Below are 22,064 nucleotides of genomic sequence, written 5' to 3' on the forward strand. Positions count from 1 at the left end.
TCAAAACCAGAATGTGCGTCTGAAGAACTCGATCATTTCCCGGAGATAGACGTAACCAATGCTGCGCTTTCCACAATCGATCCGGGCCATCACACCGGCTCCGACCCGAAACTGCGAGCCGTCCGCCGCTGCAGCGGGGACTCGCGCCAGAACGACCGGTTTTCCGTCGCGGTCCAGTTGGGCCGAATTGGAAATGCTCACGATCTGTGATTCATATTGATGATCGGCGTTGGTGCGGAAGAGATAGGAGACCGGGCACGGGGCTTTCTCCTGTGCTTGCAGCACGTAGCCGACCACGTCGTCCGGGATGCTGAGTTCGATCATCCAGTCTCCATCCACATCCAGCACGTCACAGAGATACTGTCCGTGTCCCACTGGCCGGTCCGCCAACGCCTGATTCAAATCCCACCGGTCGATCTGACCCGCCAGAGGGGACTTTACGACCAGGAGATTCAGTTGCTCATGCACAAGTGCCAGCTGGCCGGTGAGCCCTTTGAGCTGTGCTTCCAGATCCGATTCTTCTGCGGAAAGGTCAGCGTCGTTGCCTGGTCGAGTTCCCGTATCACGATTGCGGATACGGGCCGCTTTGAGACTGTCGAGTCGGCTGCGAAGCGTGGCGGCCTCCCCGCTGATCCGTCGTTCTTCAATCGAAAGTTCCGGTGATCGCAGCACCATCAGGGTTTCGCCGGGCTCGACATGTGCCCCGTGTTTCACTGAGATCTGATCGACGATCCCCTGCATCGGTGCGAAGACCGCAGCTCGCCGCACCGGCCTGAGAACGCCGTCGACCGGGATTTCGAGATTCTTCTGAACCGTGAACAGCAGGATGGCTGCAAGTGCCATGGCAGCGGACGCGCCCGCGAGCCACCTCCCCCTGCCGGCAAAGGCCAACCGCAAGCGGGACCATAGGGAACTGCGTGACGCGGATAACACACGCCGCGCAGAGTCGACAACGTGAGGCTCGGCAAGTGTCAGCAACTGTTGCTGATGGTCGTCTGGCCAGTCTGCTGAAAAATGTTCCAGCAGCAGGAATCCCAGCGGAGCTGTCTGCGCCGAATCGCTAGACCGAATGGGGATCCACTTCAGACAGCGTACGTTGGTCTCTTCAACGTAAGCATCAATTCCTTTTCGCAGTGATGATGAGAGCGGAGAAGCGACCCCGCCGATCGTCACTTCGAGTCGCTCACCCTGCTGACCGACCTGAGCGGTCACTTCTTCAATGAGCCGCACAGCCGTACTATTTCTGGCAATCTCCGAGTTCGCTGACGTGCCGAGCAATCGGGAAGTGGCCGAAGTACTCCACAGCAATGAAACGCGGTCGACCCCGAGAGTCGATTGAATGACCCGGCAGATTTCACTTTCAGGATGCGATCGAGTCTCCGCCTCTGCCAGTTGCGAGATCATGGCGACCACACGCTGGCGGTCTGTCAATTGTGTTCGCAATTCCCGGCCGGAGCTTCGGATCAGGAAGTTGCCCCCCAGTACCGCACATGTCCCGAGCAGTTCCTGCAGCGAGCGCTGTGAAAGACCAGACTCAGCCTGAACGCTGACGGCGATTCGAAGAATTTCATCTTCAGTGAAGCAATGATCGATGGCGACGCGGATGGTGCCATCGGCGTGATCATCACGATGAAAATGACTTTCGCCCGGCTGAAACAAGGTAAAATCCGGCGACGCTGAAGACGCGAGTGGAGGAGTGTTTGCGCCCGCCAGTCGCTGCATCCCGTCCGCGGTGAACAACAGCAGCTGGACGTCATCGAGGGGCAACCGGCGACTGAGCCCCTCAGCGAGCCGCGAGAAGAAGTCGGTGCGGCTGGTCAGTCCGTAGGAAAGCTGCTCAATGCTGGCGACAAATGCTTCGATTTCTTCCCAGGCCATGGCAGGCTGGGAAGCAGGTTGGGCCGAAAATTTGTCGCCGAAGGTCATCGATTGCTTTTATCAGACAGTTGACCGGTTCAGTCGTGTGAACGTTGTGGTCGCGGAACCACAACGGTTCAGCGAGGAATTATGACATGTTGAGGTTGGAGGGGAAACGGCTGGTCGGTCGGTTTTGCGTTTGCGATGGAGAACGCTCAGGAAATCATGAACGGCTACAAGTCCGGGATGGGATTCAGCACCGGGTCGAGTCCGAGTGACTGCAGAAGCTTGACCCGCTGAGCTTGTTGTTCACAGAGCTGGGCACGCCGGGCAGCAGCAAACTTTTCGATTCTCCGCTGTGCTGCGAACAGGTGCTTCTCGATTGAACTGGCCGAGCGACATCGCTGGCGGATGCGGTCGACCTGCTGCGGCTCCCAGGCTTCCGACAGGTTCGCATCTTCCAGTGAAAGGAACTGGCGGAAACTTCCGGGATCACCCTGACGACCGCAGCGGCCCATCAGCTGTCGGTCAATGCGACGGGCGGAATGCAGTTCACTTCCGATCACATGCAGTCCGCCGCGTGCTGCAGAGTCTCCCTGCAGGCGAATGTCTGTCCCGCGCCCCGCCATGTTGGTGGCAACGGTGATTCGTCCGGGCTCTCCCGCCTGAGCGATGATCGGACTTTCCAGTTCGGGGTTGAGTGCGTTCAGGACCTGATGCGGCAGGCCCCGTTCGGAGAGACGCCCGGAGAGTTCATGCGACGCCTGTACGGTCGGAGTCCCGATCAGGGCTGGTCTGCCAGCGCGGTGCATCTGGTCGACTTCATCCACCAGCAGGCCAAGTTTTTCTGACTTGGTGAAACAAGCAATGTTCGGCAAGTGAACCCGGCGGGACGGCTGATTCAGCGGGATCTGGATCACCTTCAGGCCGAAGACGTTTTGAAACTCCCGTCGGACTTCCGTCCCCGTCCCTGTCATGCCGCTGATATGCCGGAAGCGGAGGACGTATTCCTGAATGGTCAACAGAGCACGTGCATCCTGCGCCGGAGTGACCGTCACTCCTTCGCGAGCCTCAATCGCCTGATGAATTCCGTTCGACCACTGTCGTCCTTCTGAAATCCGGCCGGTCGATTCGTCGACAATCACGACTTCTCCATCACGAAGAACATAATCGACCTCGCGGCGAAAACGTCGACAGGCATGCAGCGAGAGCTCCAGCCAGTGGAACAGTTCTCCCAGAGTGAGGGACGCGAGTTCTGACGGGAGAGGGAGTGCGCCGATTCTCGCCCGCCCGACCGGGGTCGTGATCGTCCCCCGGCCGGGAACGTCGACATAATCGATTCCTTCGGTCAGCTGTCCGCCGATCCCGGCTGCCCATGCCAGACAACTCACCACCGCTGGGTCGTACTCACGGGCGTCACCCGAGACGATGCATGGCGTTGCTGCTTCATCGATGAGAATGCTGTCAGCTTCATCAATCAGAAGACGATCCGCCAGCGGTTGAATCGCAGCTCTTGGGTGACCGGTGCTGTCCGCCACCGCCAGCCGATCGCGCAGGTGATCGAAGACAAACTCCTTGATCGTTCCGTAGACGACCTGCGCGCGATAGGCAGCCTGTCGTTCTTCGAATCCCGCTCCGGCATGCAGGCAGCCGACTGTTCCGTGAAAGTCCGCGATCACCGGAGCTGCGAACTCAGCATCGCGATGGGCAAGGTAATCATTGGCTGTGGCGACGAAGACCCGCTGGCCGGATGCGGCGGCCAGGGCAATGGTCAGCAGGGACGAAGCAGTCTTCCCTTCGCCGGTTGCCATTTCAGCGATCACCCGTGACAGCATCATCCGGCCCGCCTGCAACTGGCCCGGATGCAGAGTCAAACCATGATGACGTCGAATGGACTCGACAATCCGGTCAAACTCAGCAGGGGTGTCGTTCATGCTGACGGTGACGCCCCACATCGGTTATCGACATGTCCGCTGGAACTGATAGCACGACGGGCAGTCCCCGGGGGTCTGCACCATGGATCGGGGAGGAGTGGCAAACAGGTAGTACGGCAGCGTGATGGTGTTCTTCACGAACGCAGCGGACGAAAACAGTGGCTGCAGACAGCCATGGCCAACGCCACAACGTTCGAGATTAATCTCTTCATAGTAAAGCGGCTGATAGGCAAATGGCACCGGGTACCTGTTGATGGGCTGTTCGAACCAGCCATCCTCGCCGCCCAGCAGAATCGGAGGCGTTCCAGCTTCATGTACAGCGGCGATATCGACCGGCTGTACTCCGGGATCCTTCGGCAGGGAGAGATCAATACTGTTCATGGAGCGATTGAGAATGTCGTACCGCTTCTGAAACAGCGGATCGGGGTGAATGATGGTGTTGTCCGAAGTCACTTCCTCGATCGGGGAGGGCGGGACTGCCCGGGCTGGTGTCGGTTCCGGGAGAGGCTCAGCCGCGAGAAGGAGCCCGTCGAATGTGGGCTCGGAGGTTCCATTCACCAGGAGCTCCTCCGGATCAGCGGGAATGTCATCCGGGAACGGGGGAGCGGGTGTCTCCTCCAGCTTCGTGGCAGCGTCTTCCACCTGAACAGATGTTTCCCCAGCGGGAACGGGCTCGTCCCCAGTCTGCACCGGGAGAGCAACTTTGGCTGATTCTTCGTCGAGAGTGCGAGGCTCTTCCGTCCCGGCAGCTGCATCATCAATCGGAGGAAGGCGAATCGAAGTCGACGAGAGCGATTCCGCTTCGATCACAGATGCGGAGGCCTGCCACACCCCGGAATCGACCTCCAGCGAGTTCCAGAACGCGACGTCTGCAGAGTTTGTGGCTGATTTGGGCTTCTGCAGCGTGTCGGTGAAGTCGAGTGGATCTTCCTGTTTCTGAACCGGCCAGGGGGCTGACGACTTCTTCAGTTCGACCGAATTTTGAAAACTGAGCTGTTGGATGGGGGGAGATGGCCTGGGTGCGGCAACAGACTTGGGAACATACCAGGTCCGGTCCGCCTCCCATTGGAATTCAGAATCGGTGGCGGGGGGGACGGGAGAACCGGCGAGCACGGTCCAGTGGAGCCCGCCGAGGATGACCGTCGTCACCCCGATCACGATTCCGGGATATGCAAATTTGCCAACCATGACAGCCCCGCAAGACGTACCGCTCGGTCTTTCAGACATTATCGGTCCAGACACGCAGCATCATCGAACCCGCAAGGACGAAATACGAAGAACTTTTCATTACAGCCGGTAGAGTCGAAGCAACCGGCAAAGTTTCGCCGGATAGTACGCACGTTCTTTGTGGAACAACGCAAATTTTCCGCAACGTGCTTCCTTGGAGGCCGATTATGGCAAACAATGGAAGCGATCAGTTAGAATTTGCGGTCAACTGGGCAAGAGTGGCAGAGTTTTCTGGTCCGGGTGAGAATGTTCACTCGAATCAATGCGATACGTTCGCTTTATTGGATTTGCAGAGGAAACCTGGCTTTTCAGGTTGAAGCCCGAACCCCAACCCTGAACAGGGTATCAGGATTCATTCTTTATGGATCTCTTTCACAAGATCTGGGCACTTCTCAGAAACTGGTTTTCTGGATCTGGCCAATCCCGACCGCTTTCCAGCCGGCACCGACATCAAGCGCAAATCGGGGTCCGCCGCCTGGAAGAGCGGATCGTCCTCGACGCCAGTTTCGCCATGACCGGCGGCGAACTCGTCCTGAACCAGTTTGATGGATCGAGCACTTCCGTCAACGTCAGCGAAGCGAAGTACGACGTCGATGCCGGGTCAGCGGGGGCTGAAGACGTTTACGCGTTCAAATTGAACGGGGGCAAATGGCTTGGAAGCGACATTGCCGGAGTCTCCACGAACGCTGGGGACACCCTTTACATCCTCAAAAGCGCCCTGAACGACCAGTTACAGATTGTCGACAGCGCGAACAACAACCTGCAGGTGGTCCTGCAGGCCCTGGGTGTCGGGGCAAGCGGGGCAGTCAACGCTGACCTCTCTGTCGAAGCCAGCGCAATCAACCTCAACGGCAATCTGACCACCAATGGCAAAGATGTGGAGCTGAACGGGGCTGTCACGCTCTCCAGCACTCAGAATATCGTCGTAACCACGACTAATGCGGATCCCACTTTGGATGCTGGGGACGTCACATTCGGGGGAACGGTCAATGGCGCGATCAACCGATCCTTGACGGTCAACGCCGGTTCTGCCGGAACAGGCGCCGCGGGAAACGTCACTTTTCAGGACGCCATTGGCGGCACGACCAATCTTCTGGGACTGAACGTCACCGGAAACGATGTCCAGCTGGACTCCAGTGTCACCGTGCGGGGAGGCGGAGTGACCATCGACAGCGCTGGGTCCACCCACGTCGTCGGGGCGATCACCACGACGAACGGCGCCGTCTCGATCACCAGTGCTAAAAGCATCAAGATCGAGGGAACCGTCAACACGGGGAATCAGTCGATTCTCCTGAAAGCCAATGAAGACGTCACGATCGCACTCCTGACGACAACGAATACCACTGCCAATGCGGTGTCGATCACAAGTCAGACCGGCGCGATCATCGACGGCAACGGGGACGATCTGAACATTGTCACGTCCAATGCCAATGCGGTGACGACGCTGCGTGCTGCAACAGGCATCGGCGCGGGAAATGCGCTGGAAGTGAATCTCTCCAAGCTGGACGCCGTCAACTCCACCAGCGGCGATATTCAGTTGACGGAAACCAACGCGATCACCGTTCTGAACCTCAAGCAGGCGGCGGCCGGAAATATCAGCCTGATCGCAAGCGGCACCGTCACGGTGAATGACGGAAATTCGATCGTCATCCAGACGGGTGGCACCGGGCAGATCACCATCGACGCTCAGGGGGCGTCTTCGGACCTGACTCTGCAGAGCGGTGTGGCATCGAATGGGGGGGCCATCTCTCTGTCCGCTGGCCGGGACGTTGTGCAGAACGCTTTTGGCAATATCACCAGCTCCGGAGGAGATGTCACGGTCACTTCAGGCCGCGCCCTCAACATGGCGAACGGTCTCACGATCGATTCGGGAACCGGGAAGATCGAGATTCTGGCGACCGGAAACGCAACGCTTGGCCTTCTCAAAAGCCTCAAGGGGAATGGGGAAGCGATCAAAGTGGTCAGCGTGACCGGGGGGATCCTCGACGCCAATGACACCGCCTTGAACATCGAAGCCAACGGCAAAGATGCGTTAACAACACTCAGTGCGGCAACCGGAATCGGCGCTTCCAACCGGCTGGAAGTCAGCACCATCCGGCTGCACATCACGAACTCGACGAGTGGAAACGTCCTGATTACCGAAACCGATTCCGTTCGGATCGAAGCTTTGAAGCAGCTGGCGGGGTCCGGCAACCTGTCGCTGATTGCGACCAACGGCACCATCACCGTCGATAACGGACTTGCCCCTCCTGATTCCACAGCGGTCTCCGCTCAGGGATCCGGCTCGGTTCTTCTCGACGCGCAGGGGACTGGTTCGCAGCTGGTTGTGAACAGCGGGATTTCTGCAGTGAACGGGGCAGTCACGCTGACTGCAGACGACAAGGTCACGCTCGGCGAACGTGGTGACATCACGACGAGCGCCGCAGGCATTTCTGCGCATGTTACGGTCACCTCGACGAATAGCTCCGTGGAGATGCACGACAACGCCGAGATCAATGCTGGTGGAAACATCACCGTGAATGCCGCGGGAGACATCGACCTGGGGCTGCTGAAGAGTTCAGGTCGCTCGATCAATGTGGAATCGACAACCGGGGACATCAACATCGATAACGGCTTGGCCCTGTCCATCGAAACGACCGGGACTGGGACAGTGTCGCTGCGAGCCCAGGGAACTGGTGGGCAGATTCTCGTCGAAGGGGGAATTCAAACTGCCACAGGCACGATCACGATCGCGGCCGACGACAATATCAAGTTCGGCAAAGACGGCGATCTGACAACCAGCAGCACCGGCACAGCGGCGCATGTCTCGGTGACATCATCCCATGGAGCTGTGGGGATGCACGATGAGGCAGCGATCAATGCCGGTGGGAATATCACCGTGAAAGCGGCCGGGAATGTCGAAGTCGGTCTGCTGAAGAGTTCAGGACGTTCCATCAACGTGGAATCGACTGGCGGCAATATCTATCTGGATAACGGGGCAGCCCTCGGAATCGAAACCTCGAGCAGCGGGACAGTCACACTGCTCGCGCAGGGGAGCGGCGGGCAGATCCTTGTCGATGCCGGAATTCAGGCAGGCGTGGGAGCAGTCACCCTGACAGCCGATGACGATATCAAGTTTGGCGAGAAGGGAGATGTGACAACCACCAGTACAGGCACGACGGCCCACGTCCAGGTGACGTCAGTGAACGGCGAGATCGTGATGCACGATGGGACCGAAATCAACGCCGGCGGGGCCATCACCCTGAAGGCTGACGGTGACATTGAAGTAGGGCTGCTCAAGAGTTCCGGCCGCAACATCAATGTCGAATCGACGGCAGGCAAAATTCGCGTCGACAACGGGACCGCCACTGGCATCGAGACCGCTGGCAACGGCACGATCACGCTCAGTGCCCTCGACCCGACCGGAATCATTTTCGTGAACAGCGGAATCAAGTCGAGCAGCGGTGCCATCACGCTGACGACCGTCGACGACATTCACTTCGGCGCGGACGGAGATATTACCAGCACGTCCGGGGCAGTGTCCGTCACATCAAACGCCGGCGTTGTGAACATGAACAGCGCCACGGAGATCAATGCCGGCAGCGGTACGATCGCGGTGAAAGCGGCCGGCGATGTCACGCTGGGGAAGCTCTCCTCCTCCAATCCCACCGCAAGTGCGATCTCGGTGACGAGCGAATACGGATCTCTGGTGGACGGGAATGGCGACGCTCTGAACATTGTTTCCACAAACGCAAGTGGCGTGACGACCCTGCGGGCCGTGCACGGAATCGGAAACGGAAACGCACTGGAAGTCGATCTGACGAAACTCGATGCCGTCAACTCGAGTTCCGGGAATATCGAGCTGATCGAGTCCAATGCAATCACCCTGCTGAATCTGAAACAATCGGCCGCCGGCAATATCAGTCTCGTGGGGAACGGGACGATCACCGTGAACAACGGGAATACCGTTGTTGTCCAGACAGGGAATGGCAGTGTCACGATCACGGCCCAGGGAGGCACGTCCAATCTGGTTGTCCAAAGCGGAATTGAAACGACCAATGGAAAGATCGACCTCGAAGCAGGGCAGAATGTCAGTTTCGGTGCTGACGGAGACGTGACAACCCAAGGAGGAGAGATTGAGGTCTACGCCGAAGGGGCCGTGACCATGGCCAACGGCACTGTAGTCCACTCCGTCAATCAAACGGTTCAGATTCAGGCCCAAGGAGATGTGACGCTCGGATTACTCAAAAGCGGAAAGGCGACTGCGGAAGCGGTCTGGGTCTACAGTCATCAGGGCGCCATCCTCGATGCCAACGGAGCGGATCTCAATATCGACGCCAATGGAGCCAACGCCGGGACACTTCTCCGGGCCGCCAACGGGATTGGCGCGGCGAACATGCTGGAAGTGAATTCCAGCTATCTCGACGTCCTCAATTCGACCACTGGAAACGTTCGGATCGCTGAGAGCGACGATGTCACCATCGTTCAGGTCAAACAGACAGCAGGCTCCGGAAACATCGAGTTGACTGCCCTGAACGGTTCCATCACAGCAGGGAAAGCGACTGCGGCCGTTGAAGCGCAGACCAGCACGATCTCGATTCTGGCCTCACAAAACGTCACGCTGGGGGAAGTCAAAACCGGCAACAACACTGCCGGTGCCGTCACCATCACCAGTCAGTCCGGCAGTATTGTGGGGCTTGCGGGGGCATCGCCGAACATCTCTGCAACGGAAGCTTCCGCCGTGACGACACTCAGTGCAGCCACCGGGATTGGCAGTTCCGGTCAATCGGTCCGCACGGACGTCTCGCGACTGATCGCGACGAACTCCACCAGCGGGGAGATCTCGATTGCTGAATCGAATGACGTGACGATCCTCATCCTGCGTCAAACCGGAGTAACCGCCACCGGGAACATTGCTCTGACCGCTGCCGGGACGATCATCATCGCAAATACGAGCCCTAATGCCGTTCAGACTCAAGGGAGTGGAACGGTTCAACTGACAGCGACGGGCAGCACTTCAGATCTTATCGTTCAAGGAAAGATCATCGCCGTCGATGGGAACGTCACCCTCGAGGCTGAGGACAACCTTGAGTTCACCTCAACCGGACAGGCCTCGACCGCGGGCGATGTCCACCTCACCGCCGGGAAGGAAATCAAAGGGGCAGCCGGTGGAGTGCATGTTGTCGCTGATGATCTTGTCGCTCAGGCGTCGACAGGCATTACACTGCTCAACACGACTGTGGGGACGATCTCCGCGGTCAACTCGACCAGCGGGGACATCCAGATCAAGGAAACGGACAACGTCACTGTCAAAGCGATGAAGCAGACGACCGGGTCCGGCAACATCACTCTGACCACCGTCAACGGGTCCATTACTGTGGATGCCGGGAGCCCGGCAGCGGTGGCTGTCCAAAGCCACGGAACTGGCACCATCTTTCTGGAGGCCAATCAATCGGCTCTCTCCACCAGCAATCTCCATGTGCTGAGCGGTGTCGCTTCCGAGGCAGGTTCGATTTCGCTCCATGCGGACAACAACGTTACCTTTGGCAATGGAGCTGCCATCGCCAGCCAAAGCGGCGCTGTGATCGCCACCGCCCTGAACGGCGCGCTGGACATGCAGGGAACCAGCTCCATCAAAGCCGGCACAGGCTCGATTGCCCTGCGGGCGGCCGGGAACGTCACCCTGGGGCATCTGGCCACATCGAACGACACCTCGAGTGCAGTCCGGGTCACCAGCCAGAACGGCTCGATTCTGGATGACGGTAACAACGCACTCTTAAACATCCTCGCCGATTCGGCGAATGCCGTCACCACGCTCAGCGCTGCCACCGGAATTGGTGCTCTGAATGACCCGCTGCGGGTCGACCTCGCCAATCTTGTCGCCACGAATTCAGGAACGTCTGGTGACATCTGGATCGAAGAGGCCAATGACCTCACGGTTCAGACTCTGCGTCAGACCAGCACCGCCGGAAACGGAAGCATCAATCTGAAGACTCTCGACGGATCGCTCACCGTCAACAACGGCAGCAATACCGTCGTTGCCGTCCAGACGTACGGGACAGGAACGGTCAACCTGGAGGCTCAAGGGACCGGTTCGGATCTCAGCGTGCAGAGCAAAATCTCAACGGTGAATGGCGCTGTGACGCTGATCGCAAGCGGAGATGCTCTGTTCGGACCGCATGGCGATTTGACCAGCACCACTGGCGACCTCTCTGTCACCGCGACGAACGGTGAGATTCAGATGGCTAACGGGACTGTCTTCAACGCCGGGACCGGGACGGTCACTGTATCGGCCGCAGATCAGGTGACACTCGGTGAAGTGCGAACGACCAATGCCACCGCCAACGCGGTTTCCATCACCAGCCAGAACGGCGCGATCGTCGACGGCAATGACGCCGCGGTCAACATCGTTGCAGCCAGTTCCAGTGCCGTCACAAAACTCCGGGCTGCGACCGGCATCGGTTCGACAGACACACTCGAAGTTGATCTGAGCCAGCTCGATGCAGCGAACTCCACCAGCGGTGATATTCGTCTGCAGGAAGTCAATGCGATCACCATTCTGAATCTTCAGCAGACCAACGCGGCCGGCAACGGATCGATCGAGCTGACTTCCCTGGCTGGAACGATCACCGTCGATTCTCCGACTGACGCCACTGCAGTGCAGACGCATGGAACGGGGAGTATCAAACTCCAGTCGACCGGCGCACTCTCCGATCTTTTCGTCCAGGACCGGATCAAGACCGAGAACGGGACGATCACACTTCAGGCGGGGCGGCATCTCACGCTCGACGCCAATGGCAGTGTGACCACGGCTCAGAACGCAATTTTCCAGGCTGCAGGGGCCATCAGCGCCGCGGGCTCGCAGCTGGTCACCGCCGCCGGGCTGACCGCGACAGCCGGTTCCGGAATCCTTCTCAATACCGCAGTCGATACGATCTCTGCGACGAACGGATCTTCCGGGAACATTCAGATTACCGAAGCCGATGGGATTCTCGTAACGGCCCTGAAGCAGTCCGGCGGGAGCGGGAACATTTCGCTCGTGACCCAGAACGGTTCAATCACCGTCGACAACGGGCAGGTTCCACCCGCGGGGACCACTGCTGTCGAAGCAAAGTTCAACGGCAATGTCTTACTTCAGGCTCAGGGAACCAATTCCAAAGTCACTCTGAACAGCGGAGTGGCCACCTCGAACGGAACGATCACCCTCCTTGCCGACGGCGATGTCATTCTGGGGGATCAGGGGGACCTCACGACGGCAGGTTCCACCGGCGCCATCTCGGTTACATCCACCACGGGTGACATCGAGATGAGCAATGGAACGGAGGTTCGGTCCGGTTCCGAAATCACTCTGAATGCAACTCAAGGCGACGTCACTCTCGGGTATCTGCGCAGCTCGCGGGGCAACGGATCTGCAGTGACGATCACTGCGGGCGGCGCCATCCTCGATGGCAACGGCTCCGCACTCAACATCGAAGCGACCACATCTAACTCCCTGACAACTCTTTCTGCCGGTTCAGGAATCGGCGCCGCCAGTCCGTCAGATCCTTCGGACACCGCGCTCGAAATCAACGTCAATCGCCTCTCCGTCACAAACGGCCAGACCGGGGACATTCGACTCAAAGAGACTGACAGCGTCTCTGTCGTGAAGCTTGTCCAGGAAACTTCCACGGGCCAGATCGAACTCCTCGCAAACGGAACGATCACCGTCGAAAACACAACTCCCGGCGTTGCTTCAGTACAGTCCCGTGGCACCGGAAGGATCACGCTCGGAGCTTCGGGATCGACGACCGATCTCAATGTCCAAGGCGCGGTTTCCTCCGAAGGGGGACAGATCGATCTGTCAGCTGCACGAAACGTGACGTTCGGAGCGGACGGAGATGTGGCCAGCCTGGGAGGTAACGTCAATGTCACCGCCACAGCAGGCACTCTGCAGATGGCCGACGGGACCAAAATCAACGCTGGGGCGGGTCAAATCACACTCCAGGCGCAGGGAACCGTCACGCTGGGAGAACTGGTTTCTACACGAAGTGATGCCGTCAATCCCATCGCAGCAGTCACCGTTACCAGCACTGCGGGGTCAATTCAGGATGCCAATGGGGACGCTCTGAATATCAACGCAGGTGGTCAAAATGCAATCACCACTCTGCGATCTGCAACCGGCATCGCGACAACCGCTGGGAACCCCCTCGAGATTCAGTCCACCATTCTGGACGTCATCAACTCCACCAGCGGAAACGTTCAACTTCTGGAAACCGACGACGTCCTCGTCGTGAATCTTTGGCAACTGGCCGGAAATGGAAACGTCTCGCTGACAACTGTCGATGGCGATATTACCGTCGACAACGGAAACACAGTCGTTGTTCAAACAACCGGAGTGGGAACAGTCACCCTGAACGCTCAGGGGACCGGATCCGATCTGCTAATCCGCAGCCAGGTGCAATCCGCGTCCGGGGGGATCTCGCTGCAGGCAGCAGACAGCGTGACTCTGGACAAGTATGGAGACGTCACCAGTCAGGCTGGGAACATCGGCATCACCGCACTGGCTGGCAGCGTCAAAGTGCTGGATGGACGCACCGTCCGGACTGAAAGCAGTGGTCACATCACCGTTGAGGCAGTTGATGGCGTTCAACTCAACGGGCTGCTCGAAACGACCGGAAACGGAAACATCTCCGTCACCACATCCGCCGGAGGCATCACCGTCGACAACGGAAACGCCGTCGCGATCAAGTCGGCCGGCGTCGGAACGGTCACTCTCAATGCTCAGGGGACGGGGTCCGATCTTCTGGTCCGCAGCCAGGTGCAATCCGCGTTACGCGGGATCTCGCTGCAGGCAGCGGACAACGTGACTCTGGACAAGTATGGAGATGTGACCAGTCAGGCTGGGAACATCGACATCACTGCACAAGCGGGCAGCGTCAAAGTGCTCGACGGCCGCACCGTCCAAACCGGAAGCAACGGAAAGATTACCGTTCAGGCGGTGGACGGCGTTCAACTGAACGGACTCCTCGAAACAACCGGGAACGGAAACATTTCCGTCACTACCACCGCAGGGGGTATCACGGTCGACAATGGAAACGCTGCCGCGATTAAATCGGCCGGCGTCGGGTCAGTCACCCTGAATGCTCAGGGAACAGGATCCGATCTGCTGGTCCGCAGCCAGGTGCAGTCTGCGTCCCGGGAGATCTCGCTGCAGGCAGCGGACAACGTGACTCTGGACAAGTATGGAGATGTGACCAGTCAGGCTGGGAACATCGACATCACTGCACAAGCGGGCAGCGTGAAAGTGCTGGACGGCCGCACCATCAAATCTGGAAGCAGTGGAAAAATCACCGTTCAGGCGGTGGACGGCGTTCAACTCAACGGGCTGCTCGAAACGACCGGAAACGGAAACATCTCCGTCACCACATCCGCCGGAGGCATCACCGTCGACAACGGGAACGCTATCGCGATCAGTGCGGCCGGCGTGGGGACAGTCACCCTCAATGCACAGGGAACAGGGTCCGATGTTCTGGTGCGAAGTCAAGTACAGTCTGCGTTCCGGGGGATCTCGCTGCAGGCAGCAGACAGCGTCATTCTGGACAAGTATGGAGATGTCACCAGTCAGGCTGGGAACATCGACATCACCGCACAGGCGGGCAGCGTGAAAGTGCTGGACGGCCGCACCATCAAATCTGGAAGCAGTGGAAAAATCACCGTTCAGGCGGTGGACGGCGTTCAACTCAACGGACTGCTCGAAACGACCGGAAACGGGAACATCTCCGTCACTACCACCGCAGGGGACATCACCGTCGACAACGGGAACGCTGTCGCGATCAGTGCGGCCGGCGTGGGGACAGTCACCCTCAATGCACAGGGAACAGGGTCCGATCTTCTGGTGCGAAGTCAAGTACAGTCTGCGTTCCGGGAGATCTCGCTTCAGGCGGCAGACAGCGTCACTCTGGACAAGTATGGAGATGTGACCAGTCAGGCTGGGAACATCGACATCACCGCACAGGCGGGCAGCGTGAAAGTGCTGGACGGCCGCACCATCAAATCTGGAAGCAGTGGAAAAATCACCGTTCAGGCGGTGGACGGCGTTCAACTCAACGGACTGCTCGAAACGACCGGAAACGGAAACATCTCCGTCACCACCACGGCCGGGGATATCACCGTCGACAACGGCAATTCCACCGCGATTCACGCCGGCGGGGTCGGTACTGTCGTTCTGACTGCTCAAGGAACCGGCGCAGATCTGAACATCCGCAGCGAGGTTCGTTCAACGCTGAACCGGATCGAATTGACGGCTGATCAGAACGTGCTGGTGAACGGACATGGAGACTTACTTTCGCAGTCCGGGAACATTTCAATCATCGCCAAGGATGGAACCCTCCACATTCACGATGGGGGCATTGTGGAGACAGGCGGGGCCGGAGAGATCACTCTCGATGCGAAGACCGGAATCGAATTGAAGGGCCTGCTGCAGACGACAGGCGACGGAAATATCGCGGTTGCCACAACGTCAGGGGATCTTCTCGTCGATCATGGAAATGCAATCGCGGTCAAGGCAGCAGGCGTCGGGACCGTCACCCTGGATGCCCAGGGAGCCACCTCCAATCTCTCCATTCAGAGTCAGATTCAATCTGACGAAGGAGACATCACACTCGATGCAGGCAATGACGTCACCTTCGGTGCTGATGGCGATGTGACAACCACCTCAGGAAATGTCACCATCAATGCGGATCAGGGATCCCTGTTGATGGCCGACGGGGCCGAAATACTTTCCGATTCGGGCACCATCCAACTGAAAGCTCAAGGGGATATTACGCTGGGACTGCTGAGCACGAACAGCCAGAGCAATACTCCTGCCGACGCTGCGGTCATGGTGACCAGCCAAAACGGCGCCATTATCGACGGAAATGGCCCGTCGATGAACATCCAGTCGCCCCACGTCGATTCACTGGTTGTTCTCAAAGCTGCCACCGGCATTGGTGAAGGCGATGCTCTGGAGATGAACCTCGCCAATCTGGCAGCAGAAATTACCGGTACCGGTGGGATTCAGATTTCCGTTTCGGATGACATCACCCTCACCGACGTCAAGACCGCCAACGGCAGTATCGGAGTGATCGCTGGGGGCAACATCACCGCCACCAGCGTCGTCTCACAGACCGATGCGGATGCCAACGACATCACCCTCACCAGCCAGACGGGGAACATCGCGGTTCAGAGCGTCAATGCGGGAACGTTGAACGGAGATGTGATCCTGAACGCTGCCGGCACGATCAGCTCGATCGGGGGCGGTCCGCATCTGATTGCAGATGACCTGAGTGCCACCGCCGGCTCGGGGATCAACCTGGGGACGACGATCAACACCCTCACCGCACATGTGAACGGAACAGGCCCCATCCAGATCACCGAGACCAACGCCATCACCCTCACCGACGTCAAGACCGCCAATGGCAGGATCGGGGTGATCGCTGGGGGGAACATCACCGCGACGAGCGTCGTCTCCCAGACCGATGCGGATGCCAACGACATCACCCTCACCAGCCAGACCGGCAACATCGCGGTTCAGAGCGTCAACGCAGGAACTGTGAATGGCGATGTGATCCTCAAGGCTGCCGGGACGATCAGCTCGATCGGGGGCGGGCCTCATCTGATTGCAGATGATCTCAACGCCACTTCCGGTTCGGGGATCAACCTGGGGACGACGATCAACACCCTCACCGCACATGTGAACGGAACAGGCCCCATCCAGATCACCGAGACCAACGCCATCACCCTCACCGACGTCAAGACCGCCAATGGCAGGATCGGGGTGATCGCTGGGGGGAACATCACCGCGACGAGCGTCGTCTCCCAGACCGATGCGGATGCCAACGACATCACCCTCACCAGCCAGACCGGCAACATCGCGGTTCAGAGCGTCAACGCAGGAACTGTGAATGGCGATGTGATCCTCAAGGCTGCCGGGACGATCAGCTCGATCGGGGGCGGTCCTCATCTGATTGCAGATGATCTCAACGCCACTTCCGGTTCGGGGATCAACCTGGGGACGACGATCAACACCCTCACCGCACATGTGAACGGAACAGGCCCCATCCAGATCACCGAGACCAACGCCATCACCCTCACCGACGTCAAGACCGCCAATGGCAGGATCGGGGTGATCGCTGGGGGGAACATCACCGCGACGAGCGTCGTCTCCCAGACCGATGCGGATGCCAACGACATCACCCTCACCAGCCAGACCGGCAACATCGCGGTTCAGAGCGTCAATGCAGGAACTGTGAATGGCGATGTGATCCTCAAGGCTGCCGGGACGATCAGCTCGATCGGGGGCGGTCCTCATCTGATTGCAGATGATCTCAACGCCACTTCCGGTTCGGGGATCAACCTGGGGACGACGATCAACACCCTCACCGCACAGGTCACCGGGGCTGGGGCGATCCAGATCACCGAGACCAATGCGGTCACGCTGACTGACGTCAAGACCGCGAACGGCAGCATCGGGGTGATCGCTGGGGGGAACATTACCGCCACCAGCGTGGTCTCCCAGACCGATGCCGACGCCAACGACATCACCCTCACCAGCCAGACCGGCAACATCGCGGTTCAGAGCGTCAATGCTGGAACGGTGAATGGAGACGTGATCCTGAACGCTGCCGGGACGATCAGCTCGATCGGGGTCGGACCTCATCTGATTGCGGATGACCTCAACGCCACTTCCGGCTCAGGGATCAACTTGGGAACGACGATCAACACCCTCACCGCGCAGATCACCGGGGCTGGGGCGATCCAGATCACCGAGACCAATGCCATCACGCTGACCGACGTCAAGACCGCCAATGGCAGCATCGGGGTGATCGCTGGGGGGAACATTACCGCCACCAGCGTGGTCTCCCAGACCGATGCCGACGCCAACGACATCACCCTCACCAGCCAGACCGGCAACATCGCGGTTCAGAGCGTCAATGCTGGAACGGTGAATGGAGACGTGATCCTGAACGCTGCCGGGACGATCAGCTCGATCGGGGTCGGACCTCATCTGATTGCGGATGACCTCAACGCCACTTCCGGCTCAGGGATCAACTTGGGAACGACGATCAACACCCTCACCGCGCAGATCACCGGGGCTGGGGCGATCCAGATCACCGAGACCAATGCCATCACGCTGACTGACGTCAAGACCGCCAATGGCAGCATCGGGGTGATCGCTGGGGGGAACATCACCGCCACCAGCGTCGTCTCCCAGACCGATGCCGATGTCAACGACATCACCCTCACCAGCCAGACGGGGAACATCGCAGTTCAGAGCGTCAACGCAGGAACCACCAATGGAGACGTGATCCTGAACGCTGCCGGCACGATCAGCTCGATCGGGGGCGGGCCTCATCTGATTGCAGATGATCTCAACGCCACTTCCGGCTCGGGGATCAACCTGGGGACGACGATCAACACCCTCACCGCACAGGTGAACGGAACAGGCCCCATCCAGATCACCGAGACCAACGCGGTGACCCTCACCGACGTCAAGACCGCCAACGGCAGTATCGGGGTGATCGCTGGCGGGAACATCACCGCGACGAGCGTCGTCTCCCAGACCGATGCGGATGCCAACGACATCACCCTCACCAGCCAGACGGGGAACATCGCAGTTCAGAGCGTCAACGCAGGAACCACCAATGGAGACGTGATCCTGAACGCTGCCGGCACGATCAGCTCGATCGGGGGCGGGCCTCATCTGATTGCAGATGATCTCAACGCCACTTCCGGCTCGGGGATCAACCTGGGGACGACGATCAACACCCTCACCGCACAGGTGAACGGAACAGGCCCCATCCAGATCACCGAGACCAACGCGGTGACCCTCACCGACGTCAAGACCGCCAACGGCAGTATCGGGGTGATCGCTGGCGGGAACATCACCGCGACGAGCGTCGTCTCCCAGACCGATGCGGATGCCAACGACATCACCCTCACCAGCCAGACGGGGAACATCGCAGTTCAGAGCGTCAACGCAGGAACCACCAATGGAGACGTGATCCTGAACGCTGCCGGCACGATCAGCTCGATCGGGGGCGGGCCTCATCTGATTGCAGATGATCTCAACGCCACTTCCGGCTCGGGGATCAACCTGGGGACGACGATCAACACCCTCACCGCACAGGTGAACGGAACAGGCCCCATCCAGATCACCGAGACCAACGCGGTGACCCTCACCGACGTCAAGACCGCCAACGGCAGTATCGGGGTGATCGCTGGCGGGAACATCACCGCGACGAGCGTCGTCTCCCAGACCGATGCCGATGTCAACGACATCACCCTCACCAGCCAGACGGGGAACATCGCAGTTCAGAGCGTCAACGCAGGAACCACCAATGGAGACGTGATCCTGAACGCTGCCGGCACGATCAGCTCGATCGGGGGCGGGCCTCATCTGATTGCAGATGATCTCAACGCCACTTCCGGCTCGGGGATCAACCTGGGGACGACGATCAACACCCTCACCGCACAGGTGAACGGAACAGGCCCCATCCAGATCACCGAGACCAACGCGGTGACCCTCACCGACGTCAAGACCGCCAATGGCAGCATCGGGGTGATCGCTGGGGGGAACATCACCGCCACCAGCGTCGTCTCCCAGACCGATGCCGATGTCAACGACATCACCCTCACCAGCCAGACGGGGAACATCGCAGTTCAGAGCGTCAACGCAGGAACCACCAATGGAGACGTGATCCTGAACGCTGCCGGCACGATCAGCTCGATCGGGGGCGGGCCTCATCTGATTGCAGATGATCTCAACGCCACTTCCGGCTCGGGGATCAACCTGGGGACGACGATCAACACCCTCACCGCACAGGTGAACGGAACAGGCCCCATCCAGATCACCGAGACCAACGCGGTGACCCTCACCGACGTCAAGACCGCCAATGGCAGCATCGGGGTGATCGCTGGGGGGAACATCACCGCGACGAGCGTCGTCTCCCAGACCGATGCGGATGCCAACGACATCACCCTCACCAGCCAGACGGGGAACATCGCAGTTCAGACGGTCAATGCGGGGGCCCTTCACGGAGACGTCATTCTCATTTCCCAGACGGGAGCAATCACGCGCGTCGGCCCGACAACGCAGGTGAATATCACTGCCGACGACCTGCTGACGATCTCCGCTTCGGGAGTCAATTTGTATACGTCGGTCAACGATCTGTCGGCCTTCGTCAGTGGGAAAGGAGACATCCTGATCGAGGAGTCGGACGATATTCGACTGGCTTCCTCAGACGCGGCCACTGATGATGAACGGATCGAAACGACCGACGGGCGAATTCAGATTCGAGCTGTCGGCAACATCACGATCGTCGATACCAATCCGGCCAATGACGGCCCTGATCGTCGCGGAGATGAAGAGATTATCGCCGGCGGTGCAGCGAGCAGTTCTTCGACCAGTGCTGGCCGGATTCTGCTTCAGGCTGGCAACATCAACGGGGGTAGCCCTGCGGATCTCATCTTCCAGCCGCATGCCCAGATCTCAGCTGTCGGGGCAGCCGGTGACCGCGGGGCCATTGTGCTGATTGCAACCGGCAATTTTGAATTCGACAGTGCCACGTCGCAGATCACCACCTACAACGGCACGGACGGAGGAACAGTCCGGACCCCAATTCCCACGATCGATAACCTCACCGGAGGAAACCCGGATCTGGTCGCAGCCGGAAACGATTATCGCGGATCTTTTCAGGTCAAACTCGGATCGGGGACAGCGGGTGAGAACGGACTCGAAATTCATATCGACTGGGGCGATCTGGGAAGCAAGCGATATGAAGGCTCAGACTACAACAACCAGACCGCTGCAAACGGAAGTCTGGAAGGGCTCGACGGGGAATCCCAGCTCAATCTGAGCCATATTTACACGATTTCCGATGTGCAGACTGCCAACGGGAATGGCCGTGTCAACTCCACGGATCCGCTGCAGGTGCGATTCACGGTATCCCACGACCCGTCGATTGTGATCCTCGCGAATACGCTTAACGGAGCAGCGACCGGGAAGCTCGATGGAGAACTCAGCCTGCTGACCAGCAGCAATCACCTGCAGGGCCCCAACGACGACGTCCCCATCGATCCCGCTTCGCTGCTGGGGGCGACACTGGCGAACATCCAGTCAGGTGGAACGGTAGATCCCGTGCAGTTCACGGATACCGTGGACGCGATTAACACCATGCAGTCGGCAGAGATGCTGGACTCCGGTATTCAGTCGTTCCGGGTGCCTCCGATCATCCCTCCCCGCGAATTGTTCGTGATTCGGGACGAAGTCTTTCCGACAGATGCCCCGCCCGCTCCGGCGACTGCTCCGATCTCGTTTGTTTCTCCTGCTCAGCAGGTGGTCCACTCGATTCCGGTTTCGTCGACGAACCTTTACTTCCGGGATGAGTATTTCCAGATCAAAGCCATCTCGCCGGACCCGAATGCCACCGCACCACTGGCTCCGCCCGAGCGGCTGCCGGACGACATTCTCTCCGGAGACCGGTTGAATCAGCTGTTCCGCCAGCTGCCGGATGGGCAGTACGGAATCGACTACGTGCTCGGAGAGGGAAATGAACGCTCGATTCTGAAGTTCGACATCCGTCAGGGTCAGCCGGTCGTGCCCGGAGGCGAGATCCTGGACGGTGGTCAGTTGAAGCTTGAGGACATCACCGAACAACTTAAGAACGCTGCGGAAGCAACAACCAGCGAACCTGCAACAACAGACGCCAGCCCAGCCGCAGACGTGAATCTCTCTTCGGTCCCGACAACTTCCTCAGAGTTGGAAGTTGCTCAGCAGAAGAACGGAGGAGAACTTGCCGTTCAGGGCGACGTCGAGGCTGCAAGCCGCAGTCTCGAAGAACAGAGTGAGGAACTTGAAGAGCCGGTGCCACTCAGTGCTGCAGCTGTCCCCGGGTTCCTGGGCATCACCGGGTTCCTGCGTCGAATTCGCCGCCAACAGCAGGAGCCTTCCAGTTTCTCAGCGACAGGACGTTTGATGCGGCGTTTGAAGCGTGGTGCGGACGAATAAGAACGCAGTCAAATCAATTGAGGAATCAGGGCGGCGGCCAA

General features: G+C 59.1%; 4 protein-coding genes. 1 reads left to right on the forward strand and 3 read right to left on the reverse strand.

Going from position 1 to position 22,064, the window contains the following annotated elements:
* From SH661x_RS15950 to SH661x_RS15960, 3 genes are all read right to left on the reverse strand, one after another.
* Nucleotides 1-1,926, reverse strand: a complete 1,926-nt coding sequence (locus SH661x_RS15950; protein WP_437223368.1) for a hypothetical protein — start codon at nt 1,924-1,926, stop codon at nt 1-3.
* A 164-nt stretch (nt 1,927-2,090) separates the two neighbouring features.
* Nucleotides 2,091-3,812 carry a hypothetical protein gene (locus SH661x_RS15955; protein ID WP_437223370.1) on the reverse strand — a complete coding sequence of 574 codons (1,722 nt, stop codon included), beginning with the start codon at nt 3,810-3,812 and terminating at the stop codon, nt 2,091-2,093.
* A gap of 3 nt (nt 3,813-3,815) precedes the next feature.
* Nucleotides 3,816-4,979, reverse strand: a complete 1,164-nt coding sequence (locus SH661x_RS15960) for a hypothetical protein (protein ID WP_437223372.1) — start codon at nt 4,977-4,979, stop codon at nt 3,816-3,818.
* 400 nt (nt 4,980-5,379) lie between these two features.
* On the opposite strand from SH661x_RS15960, the gene SH661x_RS15965 reads away from it, so the two are divergent.
* Complete coding sequence (locus tag SH661x_RS15965; RefSeq protein WP_437223375.1) at nt 5,380-22,023, forward strand: hypothetical protein; 16,644 nt, start codon at nt 5,380-5,382, stop codon at nt 22,021-22,023.
* The last annotated feature ends 41 nt before the right edge of the window (nt 22,024-22,064 follow it).

Origin of the sequence: Planctomicrobium stercoris (assembly GCF_051465655.1) — a bacterium.
Lineage (GTDB): Bacteria > Planctomycetota > Planctomycetia > Planctomycetales > Planctomycetaceae > Planctomicrobium.

Excerpts from the sequence above, each read along its gene's own strand:
- SH661x_RS15960 (WP_437223372.1), bottom strand. The coding sequence starts at position 4,979 with ATGGTTGGCAAATTTGCATATCCCGGAATCGTGATCGGGGTGACGACG.
- SH661x_RS15950 (WP_437223368.1), bottom strand. The coding sequence starts at position 1,926 with ATGACCTTCGGCGACAAATTTTCGGCCCAACCTGCTTCCCAGCCTGCC.
- SH661x_RS15965 (WP_437223375.1), top strand. The coding sequence starts at position 5,380 with ATGGATCTCTTTCACAAGATCTGGGCACTTCTCAGAAACTGGTTTTCT.
- SH661x_RS15955 (WP_437223370.1), bottom strand. The coding sequence starts at position 3,812 with ATGTGGGGCGTCACCGTCAGCATGAACGACACCCCTGCTGAGTTTGAC.